The 15,710-nt window shown below is 58.2% G+C and carries 15 protein-coding genes and 1 pseudogene; 4 read left to right on the top strand and 12 right to left on the bottom strand.

Going from position 1 to position 15,710, the window contains the following annotated elements:
• Positions 1 to 193: 193 nt before the first annotated feature.
• On the bottom strand, positions 194 to 418 hold the full coding sequence (locus FB593_RS17435; RefSeq protein WP_003517740.1) for a hypothetical protein: 225 nt from the start codon (positions 416 to 418) through the stop codon (positions 194 to 196).
• Between the two features lie 129 nt (positions 419 to 547).
• Positions 548 to 757: a cold-shock protein gene (locus tag FB593_RS17430; RefSeq protein ID WP_145166806.1), complete on the bottom strand. Its 210-nt coding sequence runs from the start codon at positions 755 to 757 to the stop codon at positions 548 to 550.
• 224 nt (positions 758 to 981) lie between these two features.
• Between FB593_RS17430 and FB593_RS27850 the strand changes: the two are divergent.
• Positions 982 to 1,187: pseudogene (locus FB593_RS27850) on the top strand (type II toxin-antitoxin system VapC family toxin); the annotation flags it as partial.
• Between the two features lie 66 nt (positions 1,188 to 1,253).
• On the opposite strand, the gene FB593_RS17420 reads toward FB593_RS27850, so the two are convergent.
• The 5 genes from FB593_RS17420 to FB593_RS17400 all read right to left on the bottom strand — a co-directional run bounded on the left by FB593_RS17420 (position 1,254) and on the right by FB593_RS17400 (position 8,303).
• Positions 1,254 to 3,257, bottom strand: coding sequence for a CocE/NonD family hydrolase (locus FB593_RS17420; protein WP_145166805.1), 2,004 nt, complete (start codon positions 3,255 to 3,257; stop codon positions 1,254 to 1,256).
• A 105-nt stretch (positions 3,258 to 3,362) separates the two neighbouring features.
• The gene (locus tag FB593_RS17415) at positions 3,363 to 4,976 is read right to left on the bottom strand and encodes an ABC transporter ATP-binding protein (protein WP_145166804.1); all 1,614 of its coding nucleotides are present in this window, start codon (positions 4,974 to 4,976) and stop codon (positions 3,363 to 3,365) included.
• Positions 4,973 to 5,797, bottom strand: coding sequence for an ABC transporter permease (locus tag FB593_RS17410; protein WP_019566413.1), 825 nt, complete (start codon positions 5,795 to 5,797; stop codon positions 4,973 to 4,975). Before FB593_RS17410 ends, FB593_RS17415 begins: the two co-directional genes overlap by 4 nt.
• A complete protein-coding gene (locus tag FB593_RS17405; protein ID WP_003517729.1) occupies positions 5,794 to 6,741 on the bottom strand; it encodes an ABC transporter permease in 948 nt (315 codons plus the stop codon). The genes FB593_RS17410 and FB593_RS17405 overlap by 4 nt, the downstream gene beginning before the upstream one ends.
• The gene (locus FB593_RS17400; protein WP_112162061.1) at positions 6,741 to 8,303 is read right to left on the bottom strand and encodes an ABC transporter substrate-binding protein; all 1,563 of its coding nucleotides are present in this window, start codon (positions 8,301 to 8,303) and stop codon (positions 6,741 to 6,743) included. The genes FB593_RS17405 and FB593_RS17400 overlap by 1 nt, the downstream gene beginning before the upstream one ends.
• 234 nt (positions 8,304 to 8,537) lie before the next feature.
• On the opposite strand from FB593_RS17400, the gene FB593_RS17395 reads away from it, so the two are divergent.
• Positions 8,538 to 8,804 carry a CBU_0592 family membrane protein gene (locus FB593_RS17395; RefSeq protein ID WP_003517727.1) on the top strand — a complete coding sequence of 89 codons (267 nt, stop codon included), beginning with the start codon at positions 8,538 to 8,540 and terminating at the stop codon, positions 8,802 to 8,804.
• A gap of 6 nt (positions 8,805 to 8,810) precedes the next feature.
• On the opposite strand, the gene FB593_RS17390 is transcribed toward FB593_RS17395, so the two are convergent.
• The gene (locus tag FB593_RS17390) at positions 8,811 to 9,701 is read right to left on the bottom strand and encodes a LysR substrate-binding domain-containing protein (protein ID WP_013761341.1); all 891 of its coding nucleotides are present in this window, start codon (positions 9,699 to 9,701) and stop codon (positions 8,811 to 8,813) included.
• 118 nt (positions 9,702 to 9,819) lie between these two features.
• On the bottom strand, positions 9,820 to 10,038 hold the full coding sequence (locus tag FB593_RS17385) for a hypothetical protein (RefSeq protein ID WP_003517716.1): 219 nt from the start codon (positions 10,036 to 10,038) through the stop codon (positions 9,820 to 9,822).
• Positions 10,039 to 10,336: 298 nt separating this feature from the next.
• On the opposite strand from FB593_RS17385, the gene FB593_RS28085 reads away from it, so the two are divergent.
• Positions 10,337 to 10,663: a GCG_CRPN prefix-to-repeats domain-containing protein gene (locus tag FB593_RS28085; RefSeq protein ID WP_013761339.1), complete on the top strand. Its 327-nt coding sequence runs from the start codon at positions 10,337 to 10,339 to the stop codon at positions 10,661 to 10,663.
• Between the two features lie 269 nt (positions 10,664 to 10,932).
• On the opposite strand, the gene FB593_RS17375 is transcribed toward FB593_RS28085, so the two are convergent.
• Both FB593_RS17375 and FB593_RS17370 read right to left on the bottom strand, forming a co-directional pair.
• Entirely contained in the window at positions 10,933 to 11,727 is a 795-nt protein-coding gene (locus tag FB593_RS17375) for an SDR family oxidoreductase (RefSeq protein ID WP_076844824.1), read from the bottom strand.
• 251 nt (positions 11,728 to 11,978) lie between these two features.
• Positions 11,979 to 12,869: a LysR family transcriptional regulator gene (locus tag FB593_RS17370; RefSeq protein WP_112235912.1), complete on the bottom strand. Its 891-nt coding sequence runs from the start codon at positions 12,867 to 12,869 to the stop codon at positions 11,979 to 11,981.
• A 133-nt stretch (positions 12,870 to 13,002) separates the two neighbouring features.
• Between FB593_RS17370 and FB593_RS17365 the strand changes: the two genes are divergently transcribed.
• Positions 13,003 to 14,517 (top strand): MFS transporter, encoded by a 1,515-nt coding sequence (locus FB593_RS17365; protein ID WP_321186288.1) that lies wholly within the window; start codon positions 13,003 to 13,005, stop codon positions 14,515 to 14,517.
• Between the two features lie 151 nt (positions 14,518 to 14,668).
• On the opposite strand, the gene FB593_RS17360 is transcribed toward FB593_RS17365, so the two are convergent.
• Positions 14,669 to 15,604: an MYG1 family protein gene (locus tag FB593_RS17360; protein WP_060642706.1), complete on the bottom strand. Its 936-nt coding sequence runs from the start codon at positions 15,602 to 15,604 to the stop codon at positions 14,669 to 14,671.
• Between the last annotated feature and the right edge of the window lie 106 nt (positions 15,605 to 15,710).

The following is a 15,710-nucleotide window of genomic DNA, read 5'->3' as shown; positions in this document are numbered from 1 at the left end:
TTTTAAATATAATTCTAATTTAGTGATTTAATACAATTGGCGCCGCGCTTGGGCAGCTGGAACGTAAGCTTGCCTGGGAGTTGACAGGCATGCAACAGCTCAAGGCCCGGCGTCTGTATATACCGGGATGGTCAGGAAGCCGTCTGATGCGAATTGGCTTCAGGCACCTGTTCTGACGATGCCGTCAAAACCATCATCGTGCACGGGCACGCTTGGCAAGAAGAGCGGATGTCGCAGAAATGCGATCAGACTGTTCCTTTGCAAGACGTGCTTCCCGCAGCCGCAAGGTCTTGGCGTCGCGGGATTGCGTGATCGAATCAAGCTCGTCGAGCGCTTTGTCCTTTGCGAAGAACGGCGTCTGGATGTTGCTGAAGGCAACCTCGGCCTTCTGGCGCGAGATACTGTATTTTTCTGTCATGGGTGTTCCGGTGGTAAGGCTCGGCATGCGAGCGGAAAACAAAAGGCCAGGCAATTTGCCTGGCCTTGATTGGTTCGGGGTGCTTCCGGCAGTGCCAGTACATCCGTGGTCAAAGGGAAGCAAAACCCGTTAGGCAGCCTGCAGATTGCAGGCCGACATTTTGCCGGACTTGTTGTCGCGTTCCAGGTCGAAGCCGATCTTCTGGCCTTCGACGAGTTCGCGCATACCAGCCCGCTCAACGGCGGAGATATGAACGAAGGCATCTATGCCGCCGTTGTCAGGCTGAATGAAGCCGAAGCCTTTAGTGGAATTAAACCATTTAACTGTGCCAGTGGTCATGATGAACCCTTTCATAGCGATAGAGGACCCACAGCACTGAGAAGCGCTGCGGACATTGATAGCGATTTTGAAAGGAAAGGTTCGTTCAGAACGCGGTGCCAATCGCGCAACAAGCAAAGCTAAGCAAGCAAATTCGATGGTTCGTTATAGCGCGCTTGCACAGTCGAGTCAACTATTAGTTTTTCTGATTTTCGCGTCTCGACAAAAAGTTGTGCTTGGCCATCCCTTTTACTCGCTCTGCATTGTTTTTAGCGGGAAGGTCTTCACGCAGTATCGCCGTGCGGGCGGATCCCGCACAGGCGTTTTGCCGGACTTTTTTATTGGAGCTCATGCCGCGGTTCAAGGTCTCCCGCTTCTGACACGAGACGTAGGCCGATATCGATCCTGTTTCCCAACCGTGACATTGATCGCTCCTGAACAGGAAAGCTGACAGGTACGGTATCGAGACAATAGTATGTTGTAGGCCCCCGCAAATAGCTGCAAGGGCCATGCGACATCAGATGAGGTCGCGTTTGTAGCGCTCATCCCACTTCCGGGTTTTGACGAGGCTGCCATTTTCGAGTGCCGAAAGTTCTCCGGTCAGGTAGAAATTCTCCCTGTCGGAGCGCATCTCGGTGCGGCTCTCGATCTTGATGCGCCACCCATCGCGGCCAATTTCATATGTCTGGGTGAGGACGTATTTCGCGGAGAGGGGATCTCCGTCGCGAATGGTCAATTGACGCCGCAGGCTATGGCTGAGTTCGGTGTCGATGTCGTCAAACCGCAACACGCCCTCGCCGAACAAGCCGCCCACGCCTTCCGTGACATAGGTGTTGATACCCGTCTCATGGTCCTGTTCGGTCCAGCGGCGGACCGTGCCGGGATCGACCTGTGTCATGGGTGTCGATGGGCCGTGGGCAGGGGCCTCGAAACGCACAGGCTTGTCGTCACAGGTGGCACGCACGGGCAGGTCAAGCGCACTTTCTGCAATGGAGACGCTGATCGTCGCATCGTAAGGCGATGTCCATACCATCGGCCAGTAGGCCGTGGCGATGGCGAGTTGCAGCCGGTGCCCTTTGGCAAAACGATAACCGCAGTCATTGAGCTTGATTGCGACATCGTAAAATTTGCCGGGTTCCAACGCTTCCGGATTTTCGTGGCTATCGCGGTGGGTCAGGTTGAAAACCTGATAACTGACACGTGTGACACGGCCATCCGGCAAGACGTCGTTGAGGCGCAGTGAAATCTGCGCGACAGGGCAATCTGCGGCAATGCGCAGACGCGCTACCGGCGCACCGAGAATATCGAAATCCTCTTCCAGCAAGTCGGTTTCGAAAACGAGCGCGCCACCGTTGTCGAGCCGCTGATCGGTTGGATGTTCGCCGGGGCAACCCGTCGCCATCCATTCCCCGCCCGCCTTGCCGTGGCTTTGCGGCGAACGAATGCTGAGAATTGCCGGTTCGCCTGCCGTATCGCGCAGTTCCTTCGCTGCACCGGGGTAAAGTGAGCGGGTTGCGATTTCAGGCGAAGGCCATGTCGCTTCACCCACCCAGCGGCCTTGCGTCGTCGTGCGCGTACCGGTCGGTTCGATCGTGTCGCTGACGAAGGCGCGCAGCATCGGCTCGTCCATGACGCCGGTGTCCTTGCCTTTCAGCCAATGGTCCCACCAGCGCGTTGCTTCCTGCAGGAAGCCAATTGCGGGACCGGGAACGCCATCTTGGGGGTAGATATGGCCCCACGGACCGATGATGCCGCGACGCGGGACCTGAAGGTTCTCCAGAAGCCGCGGGACGGCATTGGTATAGCTGTCCGCCCATGCGCCGATGGCAAGGACCGGGCATTCAATGGCGCTCCAGTCTTCGCAGACCGAGCCGTGTTTCCAGTAATCGTCGTAACGTTGGTGTTGAAGCCAGAGTGCGGGAAAGAAGGGGAGCTTCTCCAGGCGCTCGATCCAGCTGTCGCGCCACGTGTCGCCAACGATCTCCGGATCAAGCGGACGGCTCTGATAAGCAAGCATGATGGTGCCCCACCACAGATTGTCGTTCAGCAGCAGACCGCCCATGTAGTGAATGTCGTCGGTATAACGGTTGTCGGTCGAATAGGCGGTGATGACGGCTTTCAGTGCCGGCGGACGGCGGGCGGCGACCTGCAGGCCGTTGAAGCCGCCCCAGCTCTTGCCCATCATGCCGACATTGCCGCTGCACCACGGCTGGCGGGAAATCCAGTCGATCACCTCGAGTGCGTCGTCCTGTTCCTGCTTCAGATATTCGTCCGCCATGTGGCCATCGGATTCGCCTGTGCCACGCATGTCCACGCGAATTGCGGCATATCCCTGGCTGGCAAAATAGCCGTGCATCGGCTCGTCGCGCCCGCGGGTTCCGTCTCGCTTGCGATAGGGAATATACTCGAGAATGGCGGGAACCGGCGATTGTTCCGCGCCCTCCGGCAGCCAAAGGCGAGCACCAAGGCGTACGCCATCGCTCATGGGAATCCAGATATGTTCTTCAACACGTATTGTCATTTGGGGTATTCCAGTCGGGTCATTTGAAGCGAGCATCGCTTTGCCGGGAGACAACAATGAAAGAATGCGAGGCGGCTCCCATCAAAGAGTGAACCGCCCCGCAGATCATGCGGCGGGGAGGCCACGTTTTGCCAGCACGCCATCCAGCCAGTCGCGCCGCAGTTCGGGGACCGAGGTGATGAGCTGTTCGGTATAGGGTTGGTAAGGAGGTGCAAAAACCTCCTTGGTCGTGCCGGTTTCGACAATGCGGCCATGCTGCATCACCATCGTCCTGTCGGCGAGCCGGCGAACGACGCCGAGGTCATGGGTGATGAACAGATAGGAGACGCCCAGTTCATCCTGCAACGAGCGCAACAGTCTGAGAATTTCTTCCGCCACGAGAGGATCAAGTGCCGATGTCACCTCGTCGCAGATGATAAGATCGGGTCTTGCGGCAAGTGCGCGTGCGATACACACGCGCTGCTTCTGCCCCCCGGAAAGCGCTTTTGGCAGGCGCTCTGCAAACTCCCGGGGCAGACCGATCAGGTCCAGCAACCGGTTCACCTCGGAGGCGCGCTCATCGTCATTCATTCCGAAATAGAACGACATGGGACGGCCGATGATCTCGCCGACGGTGTGGCGTGGATTGAGCGCCACATCCGGAAGCTGGTAGACGAGCTGGATACGGCGCAGATCTTCGCGCGAACGCCTAGAGTACTTGTCCGCAAGCCGGTGTCCAGCCAGCGAAACGACACCGGAGGATTGCGGCGGCAACCCGGCGATAACCCTGGCCAAAGTGGATTTTCCCGAACCGGATTCACCCACGACTGCCAGTGTTTCGCCCTTTCGGATTTCGCAGTGAACGTTGTCCAGCACCTTCTTGCGACCGTAGTAGGCGGTGACGTCACGCGCTTCGAGCAGGATTTCACCACCCCTGTTCTCCACGGATTCGCCGGACATGCTGGCTTGGCGTTCGGAAACAAGACGGCGCGTATAGTCTTCCTGCGGGTGCTCGAGGATATCCTCGGCAGAACCGGCCTCTACCTTCTTGCCATGGCGCAAGACCATGATGCTGTCAGCAATCTGCGCGACGACGGCAAGGTCATGCGTGATGTAGAGGGCGGCGGTATTGTAGCGCTGGATGAGACTGCGGAGCAGGGCCAGGACCTCAATCTGCGTGGTGACATCGAGTGCCGTTGTGGGTTCGTCCAGCACGAGTATGTCAGGGCGGCATGACATTGCCATGGCCACCATCGCGCGCTGTAACTGCCCACCGGAGACCTGATGCGGGTAACGGTCGCCGAAATTCTGATAATCGGGAAGTTGCAGCGCTTGCAGCAGTTCCAGCATCCAGGCTTCGGCTTCCCGCCGGTTCATGACGCCGTGGTAAAGCGGCCCCTCGATAATCTGTTCGCCAATCTTCATGGCAGGGTTGAACGCCGCAGCTGCACTTTGCGCCACATAGGCGATGCGCGCACCGCGCGCCGCCTCACGACCGGCGCGATCGACCGTCATCAGCGAAACGCCATTCACGACGATTTCTCCACCAACGATTCGGCAACCGTTTCGGCCATATCCCATGGCGGCAAGCCCGATGGTGGATTTACCGGCGCCGGATTCACCGATCAGCCCTTTGACCTCACCGCGCTTGAGATCCAGATCGATACCATCAACTAGAATTGCTCCATTCGGTGCGGCAACTTTCAGGCCGCGAATTTGCAGGACCTCATTGTTACTCATCGGTCTGCTCCCTGAATTGCGCTGCGGCCAGCCAGCAGCCAGTCCACGACGAGATTGACGCCGATGGTGAGAACAGCAATGGCAGCGGCCGGATATAGCGGTGCGTAGAGGCCGTAAAGAATGGCCTGCTGGTTGTCCTTCACCATGCCGCCCCAGTCTGCGAAAGGCGGCTGAACGCCAAGCCCGAGAAAGGACAGACCGGCCACGAACAGAAAGGTGAAGCAGAAACGCAGGCCGAATTCCGCAATGAGCGGCGGCAGGGCATTGGGCAGTATCTCCCTGAACACCAGCCAGATCAGGCCTTCTCCGCGCAGGCGCGCGGTCTCGGCATATTCCAGCACATTCACGCCCTGGGCGACAATGCGCGCCAGACGGAAGACGCGGGTGGAATCCAGAAGCGCAATGGTCACTATCAGCACGGGGATGGACGAGCCTAGCGCCTGCAGCACGACAAGAGCCGAGATCAGCACTGGAATACACATGACAGTGTCGACGATGCGCGAAAGAACCATATCGAGCCAGCCGCCGAAGATAGCCGCGATGAAACCAAGCGTGATGCCGATTGTGAAGGAGAGCAGGGACGCCGCCAGCGAAACGCCAATGGAGATTTGCGCGCCGGCCAAAAGGCGCGACAGCATATCGCGGCCGTTCTGATCAAGGCCAAACCAGTGCATTGCCGAAGGCGGATCGAAAGGCGAACCAACGATCTCCTCCTGCCCGAAAGGCGCAATATGCGGACCGGCTGCGAACAGGACGATGTTGACCGAGATGATGAAAAGACCGACCCATGCGGTTGGGGTGATGGTGCGGAGCATTTTCATCGCGGATGCCTCAGGCGCGGGTTAAGCGCAATTGCCGACACATCGGCAATGATGTTTAGAATGACGTAGGTTGCGCCGAAAACGAGGGCTGCTGCCTGTACCAGCGGAAGGTCCCGCTTCGAAACGGCATCGACCATGAAACGGCCAAGGCCGTTATAGTTGAACACGGCCTCTACCAGCACCACACCGGTGATGAGATAGGCGATGTTGAACGATACGACGTTGACGATCGGGGCCGCGGCGTTGGGAAGCGCGTGGCGAAGAACCACGCGTTTGGTCCGCAATCCCTTGAGATAGGCTGTTTCGACATAGGCCTGATCCATCACCGCAAGAACGGCGGTACGGGTCATGCGCAGCATCTGCGCCACAGTCACCAGAACCAGCGTCAGAGCAGGAAGCGTGGTGGCTTTCAGCCAATCCGCAAAGCCCATGCCCGGATAGGTGTCGGCAAGGCTCGGCAAAAGATTGTACTGCACGGACACGAAAAGGATCAGCAACAGGCCAAGAAAATATTCCGGAAGGGAAACAAAGCCCAGCGCAACGATGTTGACAGCCCGATCGAACAGGCTGCCGCGCCAGATGGCACTGAACAGACCCAGAAGCACGGCAACCGGAACGGACACGACGGCGGCATAAAGCGCCAGCGCCATGGTGTTCCAGAACCGCGGCCATAAGAGAGCTGCGACAGGCTGGTGGTTTGCCAGCGAATTTCCAAGGTCGCCGGTTACGAAACCGCCGAGCCATGAAAGATAACGTTGCAGAAGGGGCTGCTCCAGACCGAGATCGGCGCGCAGCACGGCGAGAGATTCAGGCGTCGCATTCTGTCCGAGTATTGCCGACGCCACATCTCCGGGAAGAAGCTGAGTGCCGGCGAAAATAAGCGCCGACACCAGCAGAAGCGTCAAAATACCCAAAGCAATGCGCTTCAGGATAAGCTTAGTCATTATGCGTCCAACCAGACCTTTTCAGCGAGACGGGCACCCATGAAGTTGAACATCGGATGCGTGGTCACGCCCTTCAGTTTCTTGGATGTCGCATCCAGATAATCTCCGAACATCGGGATCATGGCGCCGCCCTCATTGGAGATGAGCGCCTGAAGCTCGGCATAGATTTCCTTGCGCTTCGCATCATCGAGAAGTGCACGCGCCTCGATGAGTTTCCTGTCGAAGTTTTCGTTCTTCCAATGGGTATCATTTTGCGCCGAGGTGGACTGGTAAGCGATGGTCAGCATCTGGTCTGCTGTCGGGCGTCCACCCCAGTATGACATGCAGAATGGAGCTTTCATCCAGACGTTGTCCCAGTAGCCATCGGCAGGTTCGCGCTTGATCGAAACATCGATGCCGCCCTTGGCCGCACTCGTGCGGAAAATCGCCGCTGCATCCACAGCGCCGGAGAAGGCGGCGTCGGAAGCGGAAATCTCTACCTTGAGCGTATCGAGGCCAGCCTGCTTCAGATAAAACTTCGCCTTCTCGGGGTCGTAGGGACGCTGCGCCAGATCCGCGGCATAAAAGCGGTCAGAACTCGGGATCGGATGATCGTTCCCGATGCGGCCGTAGCCACGCAGCGCGGTTTTCAAAAGCTGCTCGCGGTCGATGGCGTGCTTGATGGCAAGGCGGATATTGTTGTCCTTGTATGGCGCCTGCGTGCAATCCATCAGGAATGTGAAGTGCTGGCCGCCAGCCGATTGGACGATGTTGAGGTTGGGGTTACGGCGCAGCAGGTCTACTGTCTTGAAGTCGAGTTGGTTGATCGCATGGACCTGACCCGACATCATGGCATTGGTGCGTGCGGCGATATCGTTGATGACGATGACTTCCACGGCGTCAACGTGAGCGGCATTCGGCTTCCAGTAATTCGGATTACGGGTAAAGCGCGAACGAACGCCCGGATCGTAGCTTTCGAACACGAATGGCCCGGTGCCGACAGGTTTGCTGAAATCCGTCCAGCCTTCGGGCACAACGAGGAAATGGTAGTCGGACAGGATGTAAGGAAGGTCGGCATTGCCGCTTTCGAGGACGATCTTGACCTCGATGTCGGAAAGCTTGTCGACGCTCTTGAGCGCAGACGCGACCGAGCGTGCCGCAGATGTGGTTTCGCCGCGGTGCAGGTTGATGGAGTAGATGACGTCTTCCACCGTCAGGGTCTTGCCGTTGTGGAAGGTGACACCCTGACGCAGCTTGAAGACCCACTCCACGGCGCCGGGCTGCGCTTCCCAGCTTTCGAACAATTCAGGCACAGCGTGATTGCTGGCATCGATCTCGACAAGGCCGTTCATGATCATGAAGGCCTGATTGACCGGCACCCAGTCCTTCAGGATGCGGGGATCGAGGTTATCCGTGGTGCTGCCGCCGCCGATACCCAATTTCAAAACGCCACCCTTCTTCGGTGTGTCCGCGCCTTGCGCACTGGCGTCTGTAATGAAACCGGCAGAAAGCGCCGCGAGGCTGGCCGCGCCGGCAAGAAAATGCCGCCGGTCGAGCGAGAAGGAAAAGGGGGAGGATGTCATGTTTGGGTTCCCTGTTTTTTATCGGGGCCGGACGAGGCGCGGCTGGCAGTGGCGTATCGTACTCGACGGTTCGGCACTAGATACCGATGCGCGCAGGGGGGTATGATTTTTGCGCATGGGGTCATGAAATCTGAGCGCATCCGGTTATCTGCGAAGCGGAGTAAAGGGATGCGCCGGAGCGGGTCCGGTGTAGCAGGCGCTCGCCGGGCGGGCGTGTTTATGGAGTGGATACAAATGGGGCTAGCGGATCTTGTCGGCCTTGCAGGAGCGTTTTTTTATCTCTTCGCCTATGCCCTGTTGCAGCTACGACTTCTGACGATAGAAGACTGGCGCTACACTCTCTTAAACGTTCTGGGTGGCGTGTTTCTGATCTACTCGCTGATATGGAACTTCAACCTCGGCTCGCTGATTTCACAGGTCGCCTGGCTGCTGTTCACCATCATCGGCTACGCGCGGTTCCTCCTGGACCGGCGCCGCAAGACACCTCCTGCGCAGGCATGACGGGTTTCAGCGCGCGGTTTTATGGTTGTCTGCAATCAGCCAATCGGAAACCTCGCGCACAATTTTACGCTGGTGGCGATCTGCCGGTCGCATCAGGTAAAATTTGCCTTCCGAGCGCATGGCATGGGAATGCACAGGAACGAGCGCTCCGCTATCCAGTTGGTCGCGGATGAGCCAGGTCCACCCAAGCGTTGCACCAAGCCCCTGCGATGCCGCCGCGACGCAGAGGCCATAGTCTCCGAGTTTCCACTGGATTGCATCCTGTGGCGGCAACAGGTGTGACGAGCGCCACCAGTCGCTCCAATCCTGCCATTCCCGCATAGAATCTTCGATGGAGATCAAAACCGGTGCCCTCTGCTCCATAAGATTGGTCATGCCGCGGGCAGAAACGGGGACGACCTCCTCCTGGCCGAGTTCCGATAGCCAGACGCCAATCGGTCTTTCCTTGCGATAGAAAATAGCCAGGTCGAATTCATCCAGACGCAGATGTGCCACATCGTCAGTTACCCGCACCCGCAATTCGATGCCGGGAATATCGCGTTTCAGTTTCTGCAGGCGAGGCATGAACCATTGATCCGCGATCCCGCGAGAGCAGGCGATGGTGATTTGGCTGGCGCCGGTCCACGAGCGGACGCCGTCCGTGACACTTGCGATATCGAGGATCAGCCGCGATATATCGATCGAGTAGTTTTCGCCGATGGTCGTCAGTCGCACGCCTGTCGGCACGCGCTCGAAAAGCTTGGAGCCAATGAACGCTTCCAGCTTGCCGATCTGCCGGCTGACGGCGCTCTGCGTCAGGCCCAGCTCGTTACCCGCGCGGGAGAAGCTTCCCAAACGGGACGCTGCCTCAAAAACAACAAGCGCCTCCAGCGGCGGTAATCTAAAAGACGGTTGCATTCAGGTTCCCAAAAACAGAGTTTGCGATCCGATACACCGCCGCCGCTAACTCTTCAATTTTTTTGGGATTCCATGCTGCGCTGAGGCTTTGCCACTAGCGCCTTTCTGTTACCCAAGACTAGGGCTGACGGTCCGGCATTATCAGCCAGAACAATTGCACGAGGTCGCGCCAGGTTCGAGCCAGATCCTCGGCCGTCGATGTCAGCTCCCTGTAAATATAGATGCCCGCAAGCGTGAGAACGGCTGCAAGCGTTAGAACGGCCAACAGCACCCAAGGCCAGATGAGGCGTTTGCTCTTTGGCTTTGGTTCGGGCTTTGTGTCCAGATTGGGGTTCAATTACCGTCTCCTCATTCGCTTGAGGACTATGACGAAAACCGCGGGACTGCAACCGGAGGGCATACATCGCGCCCCTTCAACCCACTGGCACATAAAAGAATAACAGGTCTGCATTGACTGGGGCGGGGCAGTGAGCCGCGCCGCCTTGACGCCGCTTCACCCTTTCGCAGTGATCGAAACGCGAAGCCGGCATCTGCCACAATTGTGGAGTTTTTGCCACGAAAACATCAAGATTCATTCAGCCACAGTTCACCGGCAAGGGCGCTAAATCCCTCCATCCCGGAAGGAGGGAGATGAAATGCGTAAGATGATTTTAAGCGCTGGAATAATTCTCGGTGCCCTGTTCGGCAGTGGCGCGAACGCTATGCCTGTCGGTCAACCGGCCGCACCCCTGGCATCCAACGTTCAAAGTGTGGACTATGCTTGCGGACGCGGCTTTCATCTATCGCCGCGCGGATATTGCCGGCCCAATGGACCGCCGAGATATGAGCGCGGCTGGGACAGACGTGATCGCTGGGAAGCCCGCAGGGAGTGGCGTGAACGTCAGGCCCGCAGAGAATGGCGCGAGCGCAGAGATTGGCGCGAACATCGCGAATGGCGAGACCGTCGCGACTATCGATGGTAATGAAAACAGGCCCTCTCCGAACCGGGAGGGCCTTTTCCGTCTGGGTGCGTCTTGAGTTTTTAGCGACGATCGTCAACGCATAGATTGATCGGTTTGCGCCAATTGCCGTCATCAGTCATTTGGGCCGAACTCTTCCCAAATGATCCAAGGTTTTGACGCGTTTGCCGGGGGTGCAACAGAACTGGTCGGTGGAAGTTCGACCTTTACTATCTTCCATCATAATGGGTGCAATGAACCAAAAAGGTTCGGTCATCCCATAGCCCGTTATTCTAGCTTCCCGGTGCTGCGGCTGATCCTGCAAGAATGCCGCCATCGATGTTCAGTTCGGCCCCAGTCATATAAGTTGCCTCGTCAGATGCGAGCAGGACTGCGAGTGCGGCTACCTCCTCGGCCCTGCCAAAGCGTTGCATGGGCGTTTCTTTGACCAGCGCGGCTTCACGATCTTTGCGATCTGGGCCATTTCCCAACATCGGCTCCCACATCGGTGTCATCACGGCTGCAGGGTGAATTGAATTGCACCGGATGTTCAGGCCCTGACCGGCGCAATATAGGGCCACGCTCTTGGTGTGGTTGCGGACGGCGGCCTTGGATGAGGCGTAGGCCGCTGCCATTGGAATTCCGACAAGCCCTGAGCGTGAGGAAATGTTGATAATCGACCCCGCACCATTTGCTCGCATGGCGCGGATTGCATAACGGCAGCCCAGAAAGGTGCCATCCAGGTTGACCGCATGGACCTTGTGCCAATCAGCAAGTTGGGCATTTTCTGGATCATGGGCTGGCGGGGGGCCTTCGAACGGTCCTTCAAAGCCTGTTATTCCCGCATTGTTGACGACGACGTCCATCTTGGGAAATTGACTGGCAATTCTCGCCCAGTCTGCCTCGCATGCGACGTCGAGACGGACAAACCTCCCGCCGATTGAGCCTGCGGTCAACAAGCCGCCATCCACGTCTATATCGGTAACGATGACCTGTGCCCCCTCGTCAGCAAACGCTTGGGCGATAGCCGCACCAATTCCGCGTGCCGCGCCGGTCACGAGTGCGGTCTTTCCAGAAAGTCTGGGCATGAATGTTCCTTTGATGCAAATGCTGAGCTAGCCAACGCGTCGTTTTAAAAAGACTGCGCTGTCATCGACGTAAGTCCGGATTATCGGCGATCTTTGTCCATGGTCATAAACTCCTCATCAGCATCCTTTATTTACCCACCACTGTCTTATTGGTCAAGAAATGCACCGTATTAGTCCGCCGATGGCTTCAATGGACGAACTCCACCGGCGCGCATAAGCCCGCCAGCATCTGTCGTGCGCAGATACTCCAGTCAGGTTTCGACAAAGAGCTTTTCGATCGCAAAATCGATGAAGGCGCGCAGCCGCGGCGCCATGAAGCGGGCTGATGGCCAGACAATTGAAAACTGGCCTGGTGCGGCGAGATGTTCGTTCAGGACCGTCTCGAGCAGGCCATCCCTGATGGCGTCCGTCGCCAGGAATTCAGGCATGTAAGCGAGCCCCATCCCGTCAATCGCCGCCGCCCTTATCGCCTCCATATTGCCGCAGGTGAGGGCGATACGCATGCTCGACAGGGGGTTGTCGCCGTTTTCCAGCAGCCATTCCTGAAACCTGCCGGAGGTCGGAAAGCGGAAGCGCAATGCATCATGCTCTGGCAATTGGCCGGGGTGCAGGGGTGTGCCCATTCGTTGAAAATAGTCCGGCGACGCGCATAAAATGAAGCGGAATGGCCCAAGACGCCGCGCTATCAGGCTGGAATCATCAAGCTCGCCACTGCGGATTGCAGCATCGAAGCCGCCCTCGATCAGATCGACGCGCCTGTCGTTAAAGTCGAGTTCGAGATCGATATCGGGATAACGCCGGCGAAATTCAGGCACGATCGGCAGCAGAAAGCGGTATCCGATTGTCGGAAGCGTCACGCGCAGACTGCCGCGAGGTAGGGCCAGATTGTCCGTGACTGCTTCATGTGCGTCGCGCAGATCGGTCAGGATGGACCGATACCGCTCAAACAGCATTGCCCCTTCATTGGTCAGGGAGACCTGCCGGGTGGTGCGATTGAACAGCCGTACGCCCAGAGATGCCTCCAGTCGGGCAACGCTTTTTCCGACAGCAGAAGGTGACAGGCCCAGGCTCTGCCCGGCCTTGGCAAAATTCAGCCTTTCGGCAACCCGGACGAAGGCATCGATCTCGCTCAACTTATCCATTGTCACTGATTAAAGAATTTTAATCCGCAATGAAAGGCCCGTGAGGCCGATTGTCGAATTGATGTCGTCTGATGAGGATGGATGCCGATACGCGACCTTGGTGTCGCGACCCCATTTCACGATTGGAGTTTGCATGAACGACGCCCCTCATAGAGCCTCAGCCAGCCGGAATTCGGTATTGGTGGCGGTGTGTCTTGCCGCCTTGACCCTTCCTTTGAACTTCTCCGCCGGTGCGGTTGCCACGCCGGCGATCGGGCAGGACCTCGGGGGATCGCCTGCATCCCTCACCTGGATCACCAATGCCTTCATGCTGGCTTTCGGAAGTCTTCTGATGGCGGCAGGCGCGCTGGCAGATCGATATGGCAGAAGGCGGGTGTTCTTGATCGGCCTTGCTCTGTTTACCGGCTTCTCCTTTGCGCTTGGATTTGCGTCTTCGGTGTGGATCATCGATCTGCTACGTGCCGGTCAAGGCGTGGGCGCCGCCGCGGCCCTGGCCGGAGGTACGGCCGCACTTGCGCAGGAATTCGACGGCCACGCTAGGACGCGCGCCTTTGGGTTGCTTGGAACGACCTTCGGCGTCGGTCTTGCATCTGGTCCGCTGCTGACGGGATTGATGATCGAAACGGTCGGATGGCGGGCAATATTCCTTGCCGGCGGCCTGATCGGCCTCCTTGCCCTGATCCTCGGCCCGCCACGGATGCGTGAAACGAGGGATCCCAATGCGGCGGAACTCGACTGGCTGGGCGCTGCAAGCTTTACCCTCACACTCACCCTCTTCACCGTTGCGATGATCGAACTGCCTGTTCTCGGGTCTAACGGTATCATGGCTTTCAGCACAGGATTTGCGTTTTCGCTTGCAGCCTTCGTCTTGATCGAGATGCGGGCGGCGCGACCGATGCTGGACTTATCGCTGTTCCGTTATCCGCGGTTCGTGGGGGTGCAGCTATTGCCAATCGCCACCTGCGCCTGTTTCGTTGTTCTTCTTGTTGTCATTCCGTTGCGCCTCATCGGTATCGAGCAACAAGGAGCAATCGGGGCGGGGTTCATCATGTTGGGACTGTCGGCTCCGATGCTGGTGGTGCCTATAGTCGCGACGATGTTGGCGCGTCATGTTTCGCCGGGCATGCTCTGCGGCATCGGCCTGCTGATCTCCGCCTCTGGCCTCGTCTGGCTTGCCGGCTTCACCGCAGAGGATGGAGCCATGATCGTTCTGCCCATGCTCGTCATCGGGGTGGGCGCCGGCCTGCCATGGGGCCTGATGGATGGCTTGTCCGTTGGCGTCGTGCCGGTGGAGCGTGCGGGAATGGCGACCGGCATATTCAGTACCGTGCGGGTCGCCGGTGAGGGCATCGCGCTTGCAGTCGTCAGCGCCGCCCTTTCGGCATTGACCTCGGCATCCCTCGGACGGCTGACGCCTTTGTCTACGCCCCTCTTGAATCAGACAGGTCAGCGTCTGGCAGTGGGCGACCTGGCGGGTGCAGCGGCAATATCGTCCCACATCGGGGACGACTTGTTGCGGGATGCCTATCAGACTGCGTTTTCGACACTTTGCTGGTGGCTTGCCGCGGTAACGGCGCTATGTGCCATCGCAGTCCTTCTCCTGCTGCCCAATAGTGCTGCGGTCGCCGACAAAGTAACGGCTCCGTAGATTATCGGGAACGAACACGGTGTTCCCGGTTGGGCATGGAGGAGGAGAGTCCAGTGATGCGGCCGAAGAACATTTGCGGGCATATCCTTTTATATGCTTCGCCGGCCCGCCTTCCGGGCGATCTCCTACTCATGTGCCGTTGTTCAATGAACTAGACTACGGGAGCAGGCAAGATCGCCTCTTTCACAGCCAGCTCTGCCATGGCGAGTGCGGCATCACGGGTTTTGGCGGCGGCAATAAACCGGCCGTTGTGGCAGAAACTCGCGCCTTCAATGCCGCAAACGGCTTCCAGATCGCCATTTGTAAGGCCAGCCCATGCCGCAGGCAGGTCTGCTCGCAGTTCAAAGCCTTCATCTGCGCGACGGATACCGGTCAGACACCAGTCCTTGTCACGCGGGTGAACGACAAACAGCAGATTGTCTGCGCCCGCCTTCACAATGGCGGGCCGAAACGGCATGCCCATCGGCAATTCCAGAATATGACCTTCACCGGCATCGACGATAGCCTGCATTACCAGCGCCTCGGCGCGCAGTTTCGCAGCGCTTTTGGCTATTTTCGCCTCGACGAAGCTGCGGGCAATGACGAGCGCCGCGTGGAAACTGCGATCATCGGCTTCGGGGTCGGTCTCGTCAAAAACAGGTTTCAGAGTTTCCAGCAGGACAGGCAGCGTCAGCGCAACCAGCGGCCCGGCGACGGAGGGGCTGACCGCACCATTGTCGACCAGATCGACCGGCAGCACAAAGCTGCCATCGAAAGAGGTATGGACGGTTTCGACATGTTCATCGGGGATGCCGAAGGCGGCAAGATAGTCCCGGCCGAAATGCTTCCAGATCAGTCCGAATGAACTATATGGCTGACCGTCATCCCTCAGCGGCGCGCCGCGCTGATGGTGATCGAATATCCTGCTTGTCGCGTCATAGGCGCCGCCGACATCGTAGATGATGCGGTCCACGCCGGGGGTGATCCATTCCGGCGCCCGGCTGCGGACGATGCGGGCCTGCGGGAAAAGTCGGGTCAGGATGACGCTGGACAGCAGTTCGTCGGCATGGAAGCCACCGGAATGGGTGACGAGAAAATCCGGGATCATGTCAGGATAAGCCTTGTTGCTTGCGGGAGGTCCGCCTGGAATTGAGGCACCTGATACCCTTTACCCGACGCCATCTCAACCCGTCATTCGCTGCTTCTGTATCATA

The sequence above is a fragment of the Rhizobium sp. SJZ105 genome (assembly GCF_007828365.1).
Classification (GTDB): Bacteria; Pseudomonadota; Alphaproteobacteria; order Rhizobiales; family Rhizobiaceae; genus Agrobacterium; species Agrobacterium tumefaciens.
The sequence above is the reverse complement of the archived record's forward strand: the minus strand, read 5'-3'. Positions and strand labels throughout refer to the sequence as shown.